This is a genomic window from Blautia sp. AM23-13AC, assembly GCF_003435675.1.
Classification (GTDB): Bacteria; Bacillota; Clostridia; order Lachnospirales; family Lachnospiraceae; genus Fusicatenibacter; species Fusicatenibacter saccharivorans.
In genome coordinates this window covers 17253-35752 of the sequence record NZ_QTUL01000010.1, presented here as the reverse complement: position 1 = coordinate 35752, position 18500 = coordinate 17253, and the positions used below count along the sequence as shown (strand labels likewise).

The following is an 18500-nucleotide window of genomic DNA, read 5'->3' as shown; positions in this document are numbered from 1 at the left end:
AGAAATAAGATGAAGAAAGTGGAACATGGGAAAACATTTGACCGGAATGCAGCAAACCCGCCGGCGTTTGAAATCTTTCACAACACCGTGACAGAAGGCTATCCGAAGCACTGGCATACCGCAATTGAAATTATCATGCCGACCAGAGGCGAATATGAGGTTGTTGTCGGAAAAGACAGCTATAATCTCAAAGAGGGCGACATCATTATGATCAATTCCGGCGTTGTACACGGAATGAGATTCGTATCCCAGGGAGAACGGATTGTCATGCTGGTGGAACCGGGCTGTGTGGAGAATCAGGAAGAAATGGAAACGATTTTCCTGCGGCTTCCGGCCATCTACTTCAAAAAAGAGGATGAGGAAGATCCCTTCTATCTGTTTCTACGCAGCCAGATTCTGGAACTGGTGCGGGAATACGATAATGAGGGCGCAGTGATGACGCACAGAATCTGCACCGGCCTCAAAGAGCTTTTTTCAGAGTTTGGCCGCAAGGGCTTTTCGGATGCCAACGCGCAGAATACGTTCGGGGCAATGAAGCAGCAGGAATATATAGAGGCTGTTTTAAGCGTCTGCCGTTATATCAATGTCCATTACATGGAGAATCTTTCTCTCGAGGAAGTAGCTGCGGTCAGCGGATTTTCCAAGTTCCACTTTACCAGAATTTTCAAGCAGTACATGAACATGACATTCTATGAGTACCTCAATTCTAAACGCGTCAAACGCGCAGAGGAGCTTCTGTATGACAAAAAGATGAGTATCACGGATGTGGCGATGAATTCCGGATTCTCTTCTTTAAGTGCCTTCAACCGTACCTTCAAGACGGTAAAGGCCTGTTCGCCGAGCGATTACCGCAGACAGCGGGAGTCGATGGTACAGGCTTTGCTGATGCAGGGATAAAAGGACTTGTATTTCACACTTTACTGTGCTAAAATGGTAGTATTCCAAGTTATAAGAATGAGATGGGGACTTAATTTTCGTACAGGAGGGCTTGAAATGAACAAGAAACTTCATTCAGAAGCAGTAGACCAGCTTTTTGAGGCAATTTTGTGTCTGAAGAATAAGGAAGAATGCTATACTTTTTTTGAGGATGTATGCACCATCAATGAACTGCTTTCGCTGTCGCAGCGGTTTGAAGTGGCGAAAATGCTGCGGGAGAAGAGAACGTATCTGGAAATCTCCGAAAAGACGGGAGCATCCACGGCGACGATCAGCCGCGTGAACCGTTCCTTAAGCTATGGAAACGACGGGTATGAGATGGTGTTTGAACGGATGGAAAAGAAAGAAAATGTGTAAAATCAAAAAAGACGGTGCGATTCCAACGTAGCCGTCTTTTTTTAATTACACGCTTGTTCTTAATTTTTCTTTTTCGGATCAGAAGGCGCCGCGAGGGATGCCAGTTCATCCACCATGTGCTCGATCATCTGTTTTTTCAGATAGACATCGAAACTCAGCAGACAGATAAACGAAAAGAGCTGGAGAAATTCCCGGTCTTCCTCCGGTGAGCTGCCGAACATGGACTTGGATACATCCGCTTTTTTCAGAAGATCTTCTTTTACGGATGCAATTTCTTCTTTTTCCATCTGGAAAATTTCGTCGTAGATATCTTGGATGGAAAAGCCGCTCTCCGTGCCGAAATACCGATCGGTGATCGGGGCGAGCAGTGTCTGGATATCCGTGATCGAGAGGATGTTTTTAAAGTAGTAAATAAAAACCAGAAGCATCATGTGCTCCGGCGAATATTTCTTTTTGACCGGCGGCGGGAGCAGCTTGTTTTTTGCATAGTTGTTGATCATTGTTTTTGTCAGAACCTTATCGGACTCGAAACGGCGCGAAGAAGCGAGCTGTGCGTCCATAAAGGTCGTGACCTGGTCCATATATAAAGCAATGTTCGGGATTTCCCCCGGGCGGATGCCTTCGAGAGAATCCAGTGAATTCAGTAAATCATGAAGAATTTTATCTGAGTCTATCGTCATTTGTTATCACCTCACGGTTCCCATTATATAGTTTTTAATACCAGATAGCAAGGACTTTGCGAAAAAAAGTTTCCATGATAAAAATGCAACGTATGTTCGTTCTTACTTGTAACCGGGGCGGATTTGTTATATACTGAGATGCATGTGAAAAGATTCGAAGCAGATGAAGGAGAAAGAACATGAATCAGACAGAAACAGGATTAAACCCGATGCAGATGGAAGCTGTGGAGCACACCGAAGGGCCGCTTCTGATCCTTGCAGGTGCCGGTTCGGGAAAGACGAGGGTACTGACGCACCGCATCGCCTCCCTGATCCGGGACAAAGGCGTCAATCCATGGAATATTATGGCAATCACCTTTACGAATAAGGCCGCCGGAGAAATGCGTGAGCGTGTCGATAAAATCGTGGGATACGGATCGGAGCGGATCTGGGTCAGCACCTTCCATTCCAGCTGCGTGCGGATTCTGCGCCGCCATGCTGAACGTCTGGGATACGCCAACAATTTTGCAATTTACGATACCGATGACCAGAAATCGCTGATCAAGGACATCATGAAACGGCTCCAGATGGATCCGAAACTGTACCGCGACCGTGCGATCATGGCGGCAATTTCGTCCGCAAAGGATGAGATGATCGAGCCGGACCAGTACCGGATTGACGCGGGAATCGACTGGAAGCTGCAGAAGTATGCGGCAGTTTATGCGGAGTATCAGGCAGAGTTAAAGAAAAACAATGCGATGGACTTCGATGATCTGCTGGTACAGACCGTAAAATTATTCCAGCAGTTCCCGGAAGTGCTCGACTATTATCAGGAGCAGTTCCGCTATATCATGGTCGATGAGTATCAGGATACCAACACGGTTCAGTTCCGCTTTGTGAGCCTTCTGGCGGCAAAATACCGCAATCTCTGCGTTGTCGGCGATGATGACCAGTCGATCTACAAATTCCGCGGGGCGAATATTGAAAATATTCTGAGTTTTGAGCATGTATTCCCGGATGCGAAGGTCATTAAACTGGAGCAGAATTACCGTTCTACGCAGAATATTCTGAATGCGGCAAATGAAGTGATTGCGAATAACCAGGGACGAAAAGCAAAACGCCTGTGGACAGAGAACCCGGAGGGTGACCTGATCGATCTGCGGCAGTTCCAGAGCGGTTTTGAGGAGGCGGAGTACGTGGCAGGAGAAATCACGCGCGGCGTCCGCACGGAGGGAAAGAAGTACCGTGATTATGCAATTCTCTACCGTACCAACGCACAGTCCCGTCTTTTTGAGGAGAAACTGCTGCTTGCAAATGTTCCATATAAAATCGTGGGCGGTGTTAACTTCTATGCGAGACGCGAGATCAAGGATCTGTTGGCGTATCTGCGTGTGATCGAGAACCCGGAGGATGACCTTGCGGTACTGCGTATCATCAACGTTCCGCGGCGCGGTATCGGAGCGGCGACGATCAACAAAGTGCAGGACTGGGAGGCAGAGCAGGGCATCCGTTTCTACGATGCGCTTCTCGAGGCCGAGTATGTGCCGGGGCTGATGCGGTCTTTAAATAAGATTAAATCCTTCACGTCCTTTTTACAGGTACTCCGCGCGAAAGCAGATTATCTGTCGGTCAAAGAGCTGCTGAATGAAATCATCGAGGAGACCGGCTATGTAGCAGATCTGCAGGCGGAGGGAACCGAAGAAGCGGCAGCCCGCATCGAGAACATCGACGAGCTGATTTCAAAGATTGCGGATTATGAGGAGAGCGCCGAACAGCCATCTCTCGGTGGTTTTCTGCAGGAGGTTGCGCTGGTGTCTGATATCGACTCGGTGGATGAGGAGAGCGATTACGTGCTGTTGATGACACTGCATTCCGCAAAAGGACTGGAGTTCCCGAACGTATTCCTTGCAGGCATGGAGGATGGCATTTTCCCAAGCTACATGACGATCACCGGGGATGATCCGTCGGAGCTGGAGGAGGAGCGCCGTCTCTGCTACGTGGGCATCACGCGTGCGATGCAGCATCTGACATTGACGTGTGCGCGCCAGAGAATGATCCGCGGCGAAGTGCAGTACAACAAGATGTCCCGTTTTGTCAAAGAGATTCCGCGGGAGCTGATTTCCCTGGAGCGGGAGCGCGGGGAGATCGAAGACCGGAAGCCGAAGATGGACATTCCGACGAGAGGCAGCGTCTATGCGGCGATGAAGCAGGCATTCCGCGAGAAGCCGCAACAGGCGAAAACCTTTGGCGCGCAGAAGGCGACGAAACTCGATTACGAAATCGGGGATACGGTGCGCCATATCAAGTTCGGTGTCGGCATTGTCACGGATATCGTGGACGGCGGAAGAGATTATGAAGTTACCGTCAACTTCGACCAGGCTGGTACGAAGAAAATGTTTGCTTCGTTTGCAAAACTGAAAAAGTTATAAGGAGAACGAGAGCGTGCCGGAAAACAAAATTCCGGCACGCTCTTTTTTCGACTGGTGCGTCAGACGCTCAGGTGGTAATCAGGGTGGAATAGCCGTCGCGGCGCAGGCGGCGTTCCATCAGAATGGCATTTCCGAGCTGGCGGTAAGCGCCGACCTGGACCTTGAAAAAGCCGTCCTCGGCGAGAAGAAAAGCGGGATAGCCCTGGTCGAGAAGGTCGTAAAGCATACGGTCGGCATTCTGGCGGATGCGGAAAAGACCGGTCTGGACACGGTAGAAGGTTTCCGGTGTGTCGGAAGGATTTTCCTGTTCCGGCGGCGTGGGACGGGGCGAAGCGGAAGCAGTGACGGTATCCGCTGTTGAAACGGACGGACGGGCGGCTTCCGTTTCCGCAGCGCGCCGGTCAGCCTCCGTGACCGTCTCGAGATCCAGCGTTCCAAGCACTGCATCCGCGATGGCGCGGGCGATTTCTTCCTGCTTTTCATCGTAGAGCGTATTGTCCTGCTCATTGTTCAGAAAGCCGGTTTCAATCAGAAGAGCCGGCATTTTCGTCCGCCGCAGAACAACAAGCCCTGGCCGTGCCTTGACACCGAGATTCCGGAATCCCAGCTCCGAGAGCGCGCCGTTAATGTTTTCTGCCATTGTCTGTTTGATGCCGGAGTTGTCATAGACAAGCGTTTCCACGCCGGTATACTGGTTCGGTTCCTCCGAAGAATTCCGGTGAAAAGAAATAAAAAAGTCGGCATCCGCCTGATTGGCCATCTGCGCCTTTTCAAACGGTGTCTGATAAACATCGGTTGTGCGGGTATAAATGACAGAGACACCCTGCCGGGAAAGAAGCTCGCCGACCGCGATGGCGAGGGAAAGATTGTCATCCTTTTCCCTGCGTCCCTCATAGACAGCGCCCGGATCACTTCCCCCGTGTCCGGCATCGATTACGATAGTATAGGGCATAAGATCAAAGCTCCTGAAAATACGGTTCTACTTACGATATGAAGAAAGGACGAAAAAGGTTATACTTTTTTTAGTTTTATTTCATTGTATCGTATACGGGCGGTGTGTTAGAATAGGAGATAACATTAGGAAAGTGTGTCAAAAAATCTGCGGAGGATACAAAAGACACACAGATGAGAGTGAGGATTTCATGAGAATTACAATATTCAGTCTGGGGGGACTGCTTGGGCAGTATGTGACCAACACGGCGCTTCTTCACGGCGCACAGGTGACCGCCTACGTGCCGGATGCAAAAGCGATCTGGCCGAGAAAAAATCTGACCGTGATTGAGGGAAGCCTTCAGAACCGGGAACGCGTGCTGGAGGCACTGCTGGAAGCGGATGCAGTCATCAGCGTGCTGACTCCGATGCGTGTGAAACATGTAAAAGAAGAGGAGACACCGCTGGCTGACGGAAACGCGATGATTCTCTCAGCCATGAAGCAGCTTGGAAAAACGCGGTTTGTGACGGTAGGCCATGTCTGCATTCATGCGTTTGGAGACTGCGAGGACAAATACCAGAGAATGAGTACGAAATTCATGCAGATTTTCTGGCCAGGTGTCTATAAAGATATGCAGAAGATGGGACAGGTTCTGGCACGGAGCGATCTGAACTGGACACTGGTGCGGACGTGTCCGGGAAGAGACGGGAAAGTGAAAAAGGTAGGGCAGAACTGCAGTATTTCGCTGGACGGCAGCCAGTTCCGGCCTGGATACTCGAGAGAGGCCCTAGCGGAATTTCTGTACGAGGCGGCCGCCGATCAGCAGATGTACAGCAGAAAAATGCCCATTTTTTACAGAGAGGGGTAAGAATGGATTTTTCAATTTTATATGCACTGCAGCATCTTCACAATGCAGTGCTCGATCGGGTGATGGTGGGAATTACTTCACTTGGAAATGCGGGATGGATCTGGATTGCGCTGACCGCCGTTTTCTTAATCCTTCCGAAATACCGGAAATGCGGTGTAAGAATGGCGATCGCGCTGATTTTAGATTTGATTTTATGTAATCTGGTGTTAAAGCCGCTGGCAGCGCGCCCGCGTCCGTGCTGGATTGACGAGCAGGTAAAGCTGCTGGTTGCCGCTCCGAAGGACTATTCCTTCCCATCGGGCCATTCGGCAGCCTCGTTTGCGGCGGCAGTCTCTATTTTTGTGATGCACAAAAAAGAAGGAGCTGCCGCACTGATTCTGGCCTGCCTGATTGCATTTTCCAGACTGTATCTGTTTGTGCATTTCCCGACCGATGTCCTGGCGGGAATTGCGGTTGGTTTTATCTGTGCTTTTCTGGCTGCGAAGATCCAGAACGGTTTTCTTCTTCATTCTCGAGGTCGATAAAACGGAACGAAAGCATCAGATACAGAATTTCATCCGGGCTGGAAAGATCAGATTCTAAAATTTCCTTGATCTTTTCCAGGCGGTAGAGCAGGGTACTGCGGTGGATAAAAAGCTCACGCGCCGTCTGGACGACATTGCAGTGGTTGTCCAGATAGCAGCGGAGCGTCCGCATATAGTCACTGCCGGAGCTGTCGTCGTGCTCCTGCAGAAAGAGAAGTCTCTCATGGCACAGCATGTAGCCTGGGAGCTTTTTTGTTGCCTGATCGAGGATGTAGTCAAACGAGATATCGTTGAACGGATGCATCCGCTTGTCGGGATATTTTCGCGTACCGAACTGCAGGGCGATTTTTGCCTGGATATACTGGCGGCGCAGATTCATGTGGCCGTTCATGCAGCGCGAAAAGCCGGCATTTAAGGAACTGTCCTCCACAAAGTGCACCATGCGTTCCATCAGATCGGTCATGGAAAAATCGGACAGCGTGAGGTTAAAGAATGCAACGATACCGCCGCCGTGCGGAAACGCGGAGCAGCCGGTCAGAATATTTTCCAGATAGGCGCAGACCGAGTTTGCCGTCAGGTTTTTCTGATCCATATCGGAGAGCTGCAGATAGAGGCAGCAGTAGGTGTGGCGGGAATGCCAGCCGAGCGCATCGAGAGCCTGGCTGACCGCAATATAGTCGGCCATCCGGTCGTCGAGGGCACGGAGCAGCACGGTGTGAAGCGACTGCGCCGGCGAGGTTTTCTGCATCACATTGTGCAGGAAGGCGTGATGGATCATTTCTGCAAGAAATTCAAGAAGAAAGCCTTCGGAATCAGAAAGATCCTTTTTCGTGTCGAGGAGCAGCAGGCGGTAGGCGCTCTGACCATGCTGCGTGATGTTGACGCAGAGGGAACCAAGTCCCGTTACGTGATCCGGAAAGCGGAACCATCCATCGAGATCGCGGACGGACGCGTATTCGCTGCTTTCTGTCAAGGAGAGCAGAAGTGGGCGCGTTGCATCGAGGGAGCCAAACACCTTCTCGGGAAAAAAGGAAGGTTCTTCGGACGCTGCGGCGATGATGGAAAAATCCATGCCGACCACCATCAGCGGGTGGGCAAAAACAGGCAGGGAGAGATTTAAAAGATGCTGGATCGATTTTCCGTCGAGCCGTGCCTGCATCAGCTCCTTCTGCCAGGAATCGTACGTCCAGAAAAGCTCCTGCAGGAACGAAAAAACAGCGGATACGCTGCTCTTAACGGCGATCGAAACCGGAGCCGGAAGTTCCTCCGGCAGTTCTTCGGTACAGAGAAGAAAAAGGGAGCTGCTTTCTTCCGGGAGGGAGGAAAGAGAGCCGATCTGTTCTTCTGTGCAGAGAAAGACCCGGTGCGCAGTGGCTGCGGAGCCTGTCTGATAAAGAACAGGCAGCTCCAGTGTGCCGGAGAGCGGCAGGTTTTCCGGTGCAAGAACCGAAAAAGCGCTGCTTAGTTTATAAGCGAGAAATGCGGGGGAGAGCTTCATCGTATCATCCTCCCTGCGCGTGTCATATCGTAAAAATTCATAAAAACCTCCTCAGAAATGAGTGACGTTCTGCGGACGAAACCGCGGTACTTTTTATTTTAGCAGAACAAAAAGGTCTGTCAAGAAAGAAAAGACAGGGGTGCGGGAATTTTTACGGCGGCAACAAGTTAAGATTTTGTGAAGATAGTTGTGGTTTGCGGGGAAAACTGCTACAATATGGCTGATTTGGTTACTGTTCACTCAGCAGTGAAACACTTGCTGTTTCGCTGCGTAAGAACATGATTCAGGTGATTTGAAGTGGTTTTTTACAGAAGAAAAAGGAAGGTATGACTTTGATGTATCATATTATAGTAAATAAAAAATCGCGGTCGGGGCGCGGCGAGAAGCTGTGGCCGGTGATTGAGGGCGAGCTTGAGCGGCGCAGGACGGAATTTCGTGTATATCCGACAAAGTATCACGGAAGCGCACGGGAGACGGCAGCACGGCTGACCGCGAAAGGGGTATGGAATCCCGATGATGTCCTTCTGGCGATCGGCGGAGACGGTACGGCGAATGAGGCGGTCGATGGAATCACCAGCCTGTCGGATGTAAAGTTCGGTTATATTCCAACGGGAAGCGGCAACGATTTTGCGCGCGGTGCCGGAATTCCCTCCGATCCGCTGCAGGCGCTGGAAGCTGTGCTGAAAGGGGAGGAAAAGGAGATCAACATTGGAACGGCGCTTCTTGGCAGCCAAAAGCGGAGATTTCTCGTCAGCACCGGCATCGGTTTTGATGCAGGCATCTGCCACGAGGCGCTGGCATCAAAAATCAAGAATACGCTGAACCGGCTGCATCTGGGAAAACTTACGTATGTGATGATTGCACTGCGGCAGCTCTTTTATCTCGAACCGTTCACGCTGGATGCAGCTCTGGAAAACGGAGAACACCGTTCGTTTGAAAATGTTCTTTTTGCAGTGGCAATGAATTTTCCGTACGAAGGCGGCGGCTTCTGCTTCTGCCCGGAGGCGGACGGGACGGATGATCTGCTCGACGTGATGGTGGTTTCCAATCTTGCCAAATGGAAAGTCAGCTATCTTCTGCCGATGGCGCTGTTTGGACGCCACACGGGATTTCCTGAGGTACATATGGAGCGGTGCAGCAGCCTTTCCTTTCAGACAGACCGCGCGGAACCGGTCCACCTGGACGGAGAATCGGGCGGACACCGCACGGAGGAAAGGATCGGACTGGAAACGGAGCGTCTCCGCCTTTTGGGCGACTGGGTGAAAGAAGGGATGGAAAGATGATGTTCTGGATCATATTTTTTGCAGTGCTTGCCGTCCTGGCAGCAGGTTATTTCTTTTCCATTCTGCCGGCTACATCGAGACGGCAGGAATGTCTGAAATTTGCGGAATGGAATTATGCGCACCGCGGTCTGTGGAACGCGGCGGAGGGAGTTCCGGAGAATTCTCTTCCGGCTTTTGCCCGCGCGGCGGAGCAGGGATATGCCATCGAGCTGGATATTCAGATCACAAAGGATGGCCGGATTGTGGTGTTCCACGACGACACGATGAAGCGGATGTGTGGAAACGAGGGAAAAATCAGCGATTATACGTATGAGGAACTCCAGCAGTTCCATCTGGGCGACAGCACGGAAAAGATTCCGCTGCTTCGTGAGGTACTGCAGACGGTAGACGGCCGCGTGCCGCTTTTAATCGAAATCAAGATGCCGGGACTTTCCACGGCGGTCTGTGCGGGATTTCAGAAGGAGATGGAGGGGTACACCGGTATGTTCTGCATGGAATCCTTCAACAGCCTGGCCCTCCGCTGGTGCCGCCGCCACATGCCGCAGACGTTGCGCGGCCAGCTTTCCGGCCGTTTTTCAAAGGATGATAAGGTGCATCTGATCCTGCGGATAATGGCGCGTCATCTGATGCTGAATTTTATCGGGAAACCGGATTTTATCGCCTACGACCACCGCTATGCCGACTGCCCGGGCTTCCTGATCGACCGTATGCTGTTTCGGACACCGGCATTTGCATGGACGGTAAAAGATGAGCATGTATATAACCGGACACGGAAAAAATTCGACGCGGCGATCTTTGAACATTTCCATCCCAAGGACGGTTTTCAGAAACCGATGAATTGTTTCTTAAAAAATAATAAAGCTTATTGACTTCGGTTTTCGGTGTGCTATAATTTCAGCAGGTTGAAGAGAAAAACCTCGTCAGAAAAGTGGAGGGAAACTATGAAGACAATAAAAAAATATAAGCATTTTCTTCCGGTAGTGGTTTATGGTATTTTCTATCTGAAATGTTTTCAATATCTGGAAACTCACATTACGAAAGGTTATCATCTGATTCATACTCCGTTTGATGATATGATTCCGTTCTGTGAGTTTTTTGTGATTCCTTATTTTATGTGGTTTGGATATATTGCATGGTCTGTCTTTTATTTCGGCTTCTGCAACAAGAACCGCAGAGAATATTATCAGCTGATTATCAACCTGGGAATCGGAATGACGGCGTTCCTCGTGATCTCCTATCTGTACCCGAACGGCCAGAACCTGCGCCCGACGGTATTCCCACGGGAGAACATTTTCACGGATCTGGTCAGAGGCCTTTACCTGACAGACACACCGACCAACGTATTCCCAAGTATTCACGTATATAATTCCGTAGCCGTAGCTGTTGCCGTAGAACACAGCGAGCAGCTCAAAAACCGCCCGGTATTCCGAAACGTCTGCCTGGGCCTGACGGTGCTGATTGTGTTTTCGACCATGTTTTTAAAACAGCACTCCGTATCGGATGTGTGCTGTGCGCTTGTTATGAATGCGGGAACCTGTATGCTGCTGTACCGGCCGGCAAAGGCGGGGAATGCACTGCGGACACGGGAGAAAAAAGCGAAATATAGAATGTAAAAACGGAAACGGACGGCCCGCGCACCAGAAAGTGCGCGGGCCTGACGGTTTAGGACGGGAGAGAATGGGTGATGAGTGGGATGGTAGTGCAGGAAAAATGGAATGCGTCCGTCTATTAAGAAACAACACTTATAAAACATATAAGATATATTAATTTCATTTATAAAGATAAATATGCTATTCTGTAAGTAACGAAAGATTGTCCCGTTTTTGGGGGACTATGATTCAGACAAATGGAGGATAAAAATGAGTACAGTCAGACGCGTTTATGTGGAGAAAAAGCCGGAATTTGCGATTAAGGCGAAAGATCTGAAGCATGAAATCAAGCACTATCTGAACATCCAGACCGTAACCAACGTACGGGAGCTGATCCGGTACGATGTAGAAAATATCAGTGATGAGACATATGAGAAAGCATGTAAAGTAGTCTTTGCAGAGCCGCCGGTTGATATCTGCTATCAGGAAGATTTCCCGCGTGCAGAAGGTGCGAGAGTATTTTCCGTAGAATTCCTTCCGGGACAGTTTGATCAGAGAGCCGATTCTGCCGTACAGTGCGTGCAGTTCTTAAAAGAAGACGAGCAGCCGATCATCCGCTCCGCCGTTACGTATGTTATCGAAGGAGAGATGACTGATGAGCAGTTTGACGCAGTCAAAGCACACTGCATCAATCCGGTAGACTCCAGAGAGACAGGACTTGAAAAACCGGAAACCCTCGTGACAAAATTTGAAGAGCCGGCAGACGTCAAAATCTTCGACGGATTCATCGACATGCCGGAGGCAGAATTAAAAGCCCTGTACGATTCCCTCGGCCTTGCCATGACCTTCAAAGACTTCCTGCATATCCAGAACTACTTCCGCGGCGAAGAAAAACGTAATCCATCCATGACCGAGATCCGCGTACTCGATACCTACTGGTCCGATCACTGCCGCCATACCACCTTCTCCACTGAGCTTACCAACGTGACCTTCGGCGAAGGCGACTACTACGAGCCGATGAAAAAAAGCTACGACCGCTACTTAAGCGACCGTGAGGTACTCTACAAAGGCCGTGACGACAAATTCATCTGCCTTATGGACCTTGCCCTTCTGGCAATGAAAAAACTGAAATCCGAAGGAAAACTCGCAGATCAGGAAGAGTCTGATGAAATCAACGCATGCTCCATCGTCGTACCGGTAGATGTAGACGGAAAAGACGAAGAGTGGCTGATCAACTTCAAAAACGAGACCCACAACCACCCGACCGAGATCGAGCCGTTCGGTGGTGCAGCAACCTGCCTTGGCGGTGCAATCCGTGACCCGCTTTCCGGCAGAACCTATGTATATCAGGCAATGCGTGTGACCGGAGCCGCAGATCCGACCCGTCCGCAGAGCGAGACACTCGAAGGAAAACTTCCGCAGAAAAAACTCGTAAGAGAAGCAGCACACGGCTACAGCTCCTATGGAAACCAGATCGGTCTTGCAACCGGCTATGTCAAAGAAGTTTACCATCCGGACTACGTGGCAAAACGTATGGAGATCGGAGCTGTCCTTGGAGCAGCACCGCGCCGTGCCGTTGTCCGCGAAAATTCCGATCCGGGCGATATCATCATTCTGCTCGGCGGCCGTACTGGAAGAGACGGCTGCGGCGGTGCAACCGGTTCCTCCAAAGTACATACGACAGAATCCATCGAGACCTGCGGTGCAGAGGTACAGAAAGGAAACGCACCGACTGAGCGTAAACTGCAGAGACTGTTCCGCCGCGAGGAAGTCAGCCTTCTGATTAAAAAATGCAACGACTTCGGTGCAGGCGGAGTTTCCGTTGCCATCGGCGAGCTGGCACCGGGCCTTAAGATCAATCTGGACAAAGTACCGAAAAAATATGCCGGCCTCGACGGAACCGAGATCGCCATCTCCGAGTCCCAGGAGCGTATGGCCGTTGTCATCGACCCGAAAGACCGTGAGCAGTTCCTGAAATATGCCGCAGAAGAGAACCTGGAGGCAACCGAAGTTGCAGTCGTAACCGAGGACCCGCGTCTGGTACTCTCCTGGAGAGGAAAAGAGATCGTCAATATTTCCCGTGCATTCCTGGATACCAACGGAGCACATCAGGAGAATGATGTCTTCGTAGAGATTCCAAAAGCAGAGGACACCCCGTTAAAAAGAAGCGGTGACATTGCCGACGTGAAAGAAAAATGGCTGTCCACCCTGTCAGACCTCAACGCATGCTCCCAGAAAGGTCTTGTCGAGATGTTTGACTCCTCCATCGGAGCAGCCAGCGTGCTGATGCCGTACGGTGGAAAATATCAGCTGACTGAAACTCAGGCCATGGTTGCAAAAGTGCCGGTTCCGGATGGAAAGACCAACACCGTTACCATGATGAGCTACGGCTTTGATCCATACGTATCGAGCTGGAGCCCGTATCACGGAGCAGTCTATGCCGTAACCGAGTCCCTGTCCCGCATCGTGGCAGTCGGCGGCGATTACAGCAAAGTCCGCTTCACCTTCCAGGAATATTTCCGCAGAATGACTGAGGATCCGCACCGCTGGAGCCAGCCGTTCGCAGCACTTCTTGGTGCATACGACGCACAGATGGGCTACGGCCTGCCGTCTATCGGAGGAAAAGACAGTATGTCCGGTACCTTCAATCATATCGATGTACCGCCGACACTCGTATCCTTCGCGGTTGACGTTGCAAAATTAAAAGATGTAGTATCTCCGGAGCTGAAAAACACAGGAGACAAACTCGTGTGGATCCACCTTCCAGTCGACGCACATCTGCTTCCAGAGTACGAAGGCGTCATGGAAACCTACAGAAAACTGCATGAGGATATGCAGAACGGCCGTGTGAAAGCCGCTTATGTCGTAGACCGTCAGGGTATCGCAGCAGCCGTATCCAAGATGGCATTCGGTAATGCTCTCGGCGTAACCATCGAGCACAATGTAGACGAGAGAGATCTCTTTACTCCATATATTGCAGATCTGATCTGCGAAGTTCCGGCTGAAAAAGTCGGAGAGCTGGCAAGCACCTACACCGTCATCGGTGAAGTGACAGACAAACCGGTTCTTTCCTATAAAGACACCGAAATCACCATCCGCGAGGCCGTTTCCGCATGGAACAAACCGCTGGAAAAAGTATTCAAGACCGTATCCGGGGCAGAGCTTCCGGAGGTAGATGCCCTGAATGTGGCAGCAGCAGACGAAAACGGAATTGTTGCAGACAGCTGCTATCAGGCAAAGAACATCCACGTATGCTCCCACAAGCTGGCACAGCCGACCGTATTCATTCCGGTCTTCCCGGGAACGAACTGTGAGTATGACAGCACCAGAGCTTTCGAGCGTGCCGGTGCAAAAGTTATCACTCAGGTATTCAGCAACCTTTCCGCAGAAGACATCCGCGGTTCTGTCGATGCCTTTGAAAAAGCCATCAACCAGGCGCAGATCATCATGTTCCCTGGCGGATTCTCCGCAGGTGATGAGCCGGATGGATCAGCAAAATTCTTTGCAACCGCATTCCAGAATGCGAAGATCAAAGAAGCTGTTACCAAACTGCTGAATGAGAGAGACGGACTTGCCCTTGGTATCTGCAACGGATTCCAGGCACTGATCAAATTGGGACTCGTTCCGTACGGTGAGATTCTCGGACAGACGGAGGATTCCCCGACTCTGACCTTCAACACCATCGGACGCCATATTTCCAAGATGGTTTACACGAAGGTTGTGACCAACAAATCCCCATGGCTGGCAGGCGCCGAGCTTGGCGGTGTTTACACCAACCCGGCATCCCACGGCGAGGGACGTTTCGTAGCATCGAAAGAGTGGATCGACAAGCTGATGGCAAACGGCCAGATTGCAACCCGCTACTGCGATGTCAACGGAAACCTGACCAACGACGAGTACTGGAATGTCAACGGTTCCTACTGCGGAATCGAGGGTATCACCAGCCCGGACGGCCGTGTCTTTGGTAAGATGGCACACGCAGAGCGCCGCGACAACGGCGTAGCAGTCAACATCTACGGAGAGCAGGATCTGAAGATCTTTGAGTCCGGTGTTGCTTACTTTAAATAAAATAAAACCAAAATAGAAGATTCCCGCAGAGAGGAAGAAAGCTCCTTTCTGCGGGAATTTTTTTGTCAGAACAGTAATTTCTGGTTTCGAAAGAAAAAATTTGATTATGCGCCGCGGTGCAGTTATAACGCAATATTTTGCTTTATTAACAAAAGTAATAAGGTCAAGTAGTAGAAATATTCTGAAAAAACGAAAGATTTCGATAGTCTCAACACATTACATATATGACGGGCCCGGAAGAGAAGGACAGCGAAATAACAGGAGGGAGAAAGAAGTGTATGAGACAAGAGGAGGAACGATTTTTTCAGATCATATTCGAGAAAAACAGTCATGTGCTGTTCCGTTATATCTGCGGTCAGTTGAACAATGACCGGGAGACGGCGAAAGATGTGCTGAACGATGTATGGGAGGTATTGGTGGTAAAATTTGAAACCGTTGCCGATCTCGAAGGAGAAGAGATGACGAAATGGCTGTTCTGTGTGGCAAAAAACAAGATCAAGAATCAGCGCAGAAAACATTATTATCAGAATGAAGTTTCCTATACACAGTATCAGAAAGAGAACAGAAATGAAGGGGAGGCGGGCGCGACAGCCGAGATTGAGGAACGAATGGTGATGCAGAACTGCATCCAGAACCTGAATCCGATGGATCAGCGCATTTTCTGGGGGAGAGCATATGGATTCAGCTACAAAGAGCTCAGCGGATTCTGCAAGAAAAGCGAGCAGGCGCTGCAGTGCCAGTACAGCCGCGCAATCAAGAAACTGCAGGGAATGATGAGTCAGGAAATCAGTCTGACGAGAGCGTAGAAAATGAAAATGGTATGCAGCGGAAACCTCAACTCTTACAATCTAAAAACAATAGAAATATCTAAAAAATTCTCTGCAGGAGAATATCCTGTGTCTAAAAATAAAGTGTTACCGTTTACATATCAAAAATCCGTTTTCCTCGTTGTCGTGGCGCGGAAATTGTGTTAAAATATTTTTAGAAAATTCACACGATGTGCGAGAAGGCAGAAAGGATGAAAACAACATGAAGGATGAGTACGTAGCCTATGTAGGCACTTATACCCATGGAAGCAGCATTGGTATTCATTTATATGATGTAAATGTAGAAGAAGGCACTCTGACAGAGCGAAAAGTCATACCGGTCAACAACTCTTCCCACATTGCCCGTTCCTTAAACGGCAAATACCTGTATTCGATTGCAGATGAAGGCGTTGCAGTGTTTGCAGTGGAGGATGACGGAGACCTGACCCCGATCAACAAAGTAGACATCGACGGCATGCGCGGCTGCTATCTGTCGGTGGACAAAACCGGAAGATACCTGTTCGTGGCAGGCTATCATGACGGAAAAGTAACCGTTGTACATACCCATAAGGACGGCCGCCTCGGAAGTCTGATGGACGGCGTGTTCCACAAGGGCCTTGGCAGTGTGGCAGAGCGTAACTTCCGCCCGCATGTCAGCTGTGTTGTTCCTACACCGGACAACAAATATGTCTGCGCAGTCGACAACGGCATTGACCAGATCAAAATGTACAAGCTGAACACACAGCGTGACCGCCTGAAACTGGTGGATATCCTACGCTGTGAGCGTGAATCCGGTCCGAGAGAGATCGTTTTCAGTGAATCCGGAAAATACGCGTATGTCATTTACGAGCTGATGAACAAAGTCGATGTATTCAGCTACCGTGATACGGGAAACGGACCGGAATTTGAAAAACTGCAGTCGATCAGCACCACATCCGCGAACGTGGACCAGGCGCACGACGCTGCATCCGGCATGTGCCTTTCCCCGGATCACCACTACCTGTTTACTTCTACAGCCGGAGACAATACCGTAGCAATGTTCCATATCGACCCGGAGACCGGCTGCCTGGAGAAGAAGTTTGCACTTCCGATCAGCGGCGAATATCCAAAGGATATTGCAATGTTCCCGGACGGAAAACATATCGCAGTGGCAAACCATGAGTCCAACACGATCACAACATTTACCGTTGATTATGAGAAAAACGTGCTGGTTCAGAAAGGCCGCCCGATGAAAGTGGAGACGCCGAACTGTATTCTGATTACGAAAAAAGGCGTTCACTAAAAAAATAACGCAAAAATGCCTGCAGGAAGAACTGTATCCCGCAGGCATTTTTTGTGTTGAAGCCAGAAAGAAGCAGTCCGGCCTTTATTTCTCGTCCAGAGCCCAGACTTTCTTTACATTGTCCAGTTTGGCGCTCATGCCGACGAGCAGTGCGTCCGCCAGGACAAGAGCGGTCATGCATTCCACGACAACAACGGCGCGTGCAACGACGATCGGGTCGTGGCGGCCTTTGATTTCGATGGCAATGTTTTCACCATCTTTGTTGATGGTCTGCTGGGAAGCAGCAACGGACGGGGTCGGTTTGAAACCAGCCCGGACAACGATATCGCTTCCGTCGCTGATACCGCCTAAAATACCGCCGGCGTGGTTGGTCAGCTTGACAATGGAGCCGTCCGCATTTACATGGAAGGCATCGTTATTGGTAAGCCCGGTAGCTGTGCAGACCGAGAAACCGTCTCCGATTTCCACGCCTTTTACGGCGCCGATGGAGACGAGTGCTTTTGCAAGGTTGGCATCGAGCTTTTCAAACACCGGATCGCCGACACCGGCCGGCATATGGTGAACGACACATTCGACCACACCGCCGACGGAATTTTTTTCCGCCATGGCTTTTGTTAAAAGCCCGGAAGCTTTTTCGGCAGCCTCTGCATCCGGCATATTCAGGGCGTTATTCGCGATTTCAGCGGCATCAAAAGACTGGATTTCCACGTCACCGATGGAGCGGGTGTAGGCGGAAACGGTGATGCCAAGCTCAGAGAGCATTTTTAAGGCAATGGCACCTGCAGCCACGCGTGCGATCGTCTCGCGTCCTGAGGAGCGTCCGCCGCCGCGGTAGTCGCGGAAACCGTATTTTGCATCAAACGTATAGTCGGCGTGGCCCGGTCTGTAATAGGAAGCAATGTCGCTGTAATCTTTGGAATGCTGATCCTCATTCCATACCACCATGGAAATCGGGGTACCGGTCGTTTTTCCTTCGAAAGTGCCGGATAAAATCTGAACGGTATCGGATTCTTTCCGTTTTGTGGTAAAGCGGTTCTGTCCCGGCTTCCTGCGGTCGAGGTAAACCTGAATATCCTCCTCGGAAAGCGAAAGGCCGGCCGGCACTCCGTCCACAACAACGCCCACGCCTTTTCCATGAGACTCTCCCCAGGTGGTCAGTCTGAAGATGGTACCAAATGATGATCCTGCCATATATAAAGTCCTCCTGAATTTTTTCGTATATTTATAAAATAACTGGAAAAGATTTCTAATAAATTATACCGGAAAGTAA

At 50.3% G+C, this 18500-nt stretch carries 15 protein-coding genes; 11 read left to right on the top strand and 4 right to left on the bottom strand.

From position 1 onward, the window contains the following. The first annotated feature begins 9 nt into the window (after positions 1-9). Entirely contained in the window at positions 10-897 is an 888-nt protein-coding gene (locus DW642_RS11440) for an AraC family transcriptional regulator (RefSeq protein ID WP_117510257.1), read from the top strand. Between the two features lie 96 nt (positions 898-993). Further along, the gene (locus DW642_RS11435) at positions 994-1293 is read left to right on the top strand and encodes a YerC/YecD family TrpR-related protein (protein ID WP_022463203.1); all 300 of its coding nucleotides are present in this window, start codon (positions 994-996) and stop codon (positions 1291-1293) included. A 59-nt stretch (positions 1294-1352) separates the two neighbouring features. On the opposite strand, the gene DW642_RS11430 is transcribed toward DW642_RS11435, so the two are convergent. Then, positions 1353-1973 carry a DUF1836 domain-containing protein gene (locus tag DW642_RS11430; protein WP_117510256.1) on the bottom strand — a complete coding sequence of 207 codons (621 nt, stop codon included), beginning with the start codon at positions 1971-1973 and terminating at the stop codon, positions 1353-1355. 179 nt (positions 1974-2152) lie between these two features. On the opposite strand from DW642_RS11430, the gene pcrA reads away from it, so the two are divergent. Next, on the top strand, positions 2153-4381 hold the full coding sequence (gene pcrA, locus DW642_RS11425; RefSeq protein ID WP_117510255.1) for a DNA helicase PcrA: 2229 nt from the start codon (positions 2153-2155) through the stop codon (positions 4379-4381). 67 nt (positions 4382-4448) lie between these two features. Here pcrA and DW642_RS11420 read toward each other — a convergent pair whose 3' ends face one another. Beyond that, on the bottom strand, positions 4449-5333 hold the full coding sequence (locus DW642_RS11420; RefSeq protein WP_117510254.1) for an N-acetylmuramoyl-L-alanine amidase: 885 nt from the start codon (positions 5331-5333) through the stop codon (positions 4449-4451). Positions 5334-5523: 190 nt separating this feature from the next. Here DW642_RS11420 and DW642_RS11415 point away from each other — a divergent pair, with 190 nt between their 5' ends. Further along, positions 5524-6180 carry an NAD(P)-dependent oxidoreductase gene (locus DW642_RS11415; RefSeq protein ID WP_147326119.1) on the top strand — a complete coding sequence of 219 codons (657 nt, stop codon included), beginning with the start codon at positions 5524-5526 and terminating at the stop codon, positions 6178-6180. A 2-nt stretch (positions 6181-6182) separates the two neighbouring features. Next, entirely contained in the window at positions 6183-6704 is a 522-nt protein-coding gene (locus DW642_RS11410; RefSeq protein WP_055221420.1) for a phosphatase PAP2 family protein, read from the top strand. On the opposite strand, the gene DW642_RS11405 is transcribed toward DW642_RS11410, so the two are convergent. After that, positions 6640-8202 (bottom strand): PucR family transcriptional regulator, encoded by a 1563-nt coding sequence (locus DW642_RS11405; RefSeq protein WP_117510252.1) that lies wholly within the window; start codon positions 8200-8202, stop codon positions 6640-6642. The two genes, DW642_RS11410 and DW642_RS11405, sit on opposite strands and share 65 nt — an antisense overlap. A 335-nt stretch (positions 8203-8537) precedes the next feature. Here DW642_RS11405 and DW642_RS11400 point away from each other — a divergent pair, with 335 nt between their 5' ends. From DW642_RS11400 to DW642_RS11375, 6 genes are all read left to right on the top strand, one after another. Beyond that, positions 8538-9485, top strand: a complete 948-nt coding sequence (locus DW642_RS11400; protein WP_055228514.1) for a diacylglycerol/lipid kinase family protein — start codon at positions 8538-8540, stop codon at positions 9483-9485. After that, positions 9482-10354, top strand: a complete 873-nt coding sequence (locus DW642_RS11395; protein WP_022463211.1) for a glycerophosphodiester phosphodiesterase family protein — start codon at positions 9482-9484, stop codon at positions 10352-10354. The genes DW642_RS11400 and DW642_RS11395 overlap by 4 nt, the downstream gene beginning before the upstream one ends. A 72-nt stretch (positions 10355-10426) precedes the next feature. After that, positions 10427-11098 (top strand): phosphatase PAP2 family protein, encoded by a 672-nt coding sequence (locus DW642_RS11390; RefSeq protein ID WP_117510251.1) that lies wholly within the window; start codon positions 10427-10429, stop codon positions 11096-11098. A gap of 246 nt (positions 11099-11344) precedes the next feature. Further along, positions 11345-15142: a phosphoribosylformylglycinamidine synthase gene (locus tag DW642_RS11385; RefSeq protein ID WP_117510250.1), complete on the top strand. Its 3798-nt coding sequence runs from the start codon at positions 11345-11347 to the stop codon at positions 15140-15142. Between the two features lie 278 nt (positions 15143-15420). Beyond that, positions 15421-15948, top strand: a complete 528-nt coding sequence (locus DW642_RS11380; RefSeq protein WP_055228517.1) for an RNA polymerase sigma factor — start codon at positions 15421-15423, stop codon at positions 15946-15948. 223 nt (positions 15949-16171) lie between these two features. Next, on the top strand, positions 16172-17230 hold the full coding sequence (locus tag DW642_RS11375) for a lactonase family protein (protein WP_022463215.1): 1059 nt from the start codon (positions 16172-16174) through the stop codon (positions 17228-17230). Between the two features lie 84 nt (positions 17231-17314). Here DW642_RS11375 and aroC read toward each other — a convergent pair whose 3' ends face one another. Then, positions 17315-18421: a chorismate synthase gene (aroC, locus tag DW642_RS11370; RefSeq protein ID WP_117510249.1), complete on the bottom strand. Its 1107-nt coding sequence runs from the start codon at positions 18419-18421 to the stop codon at positions 17315-17317. Positions 18422-18500: the final 79 nt, after the last annotated feature.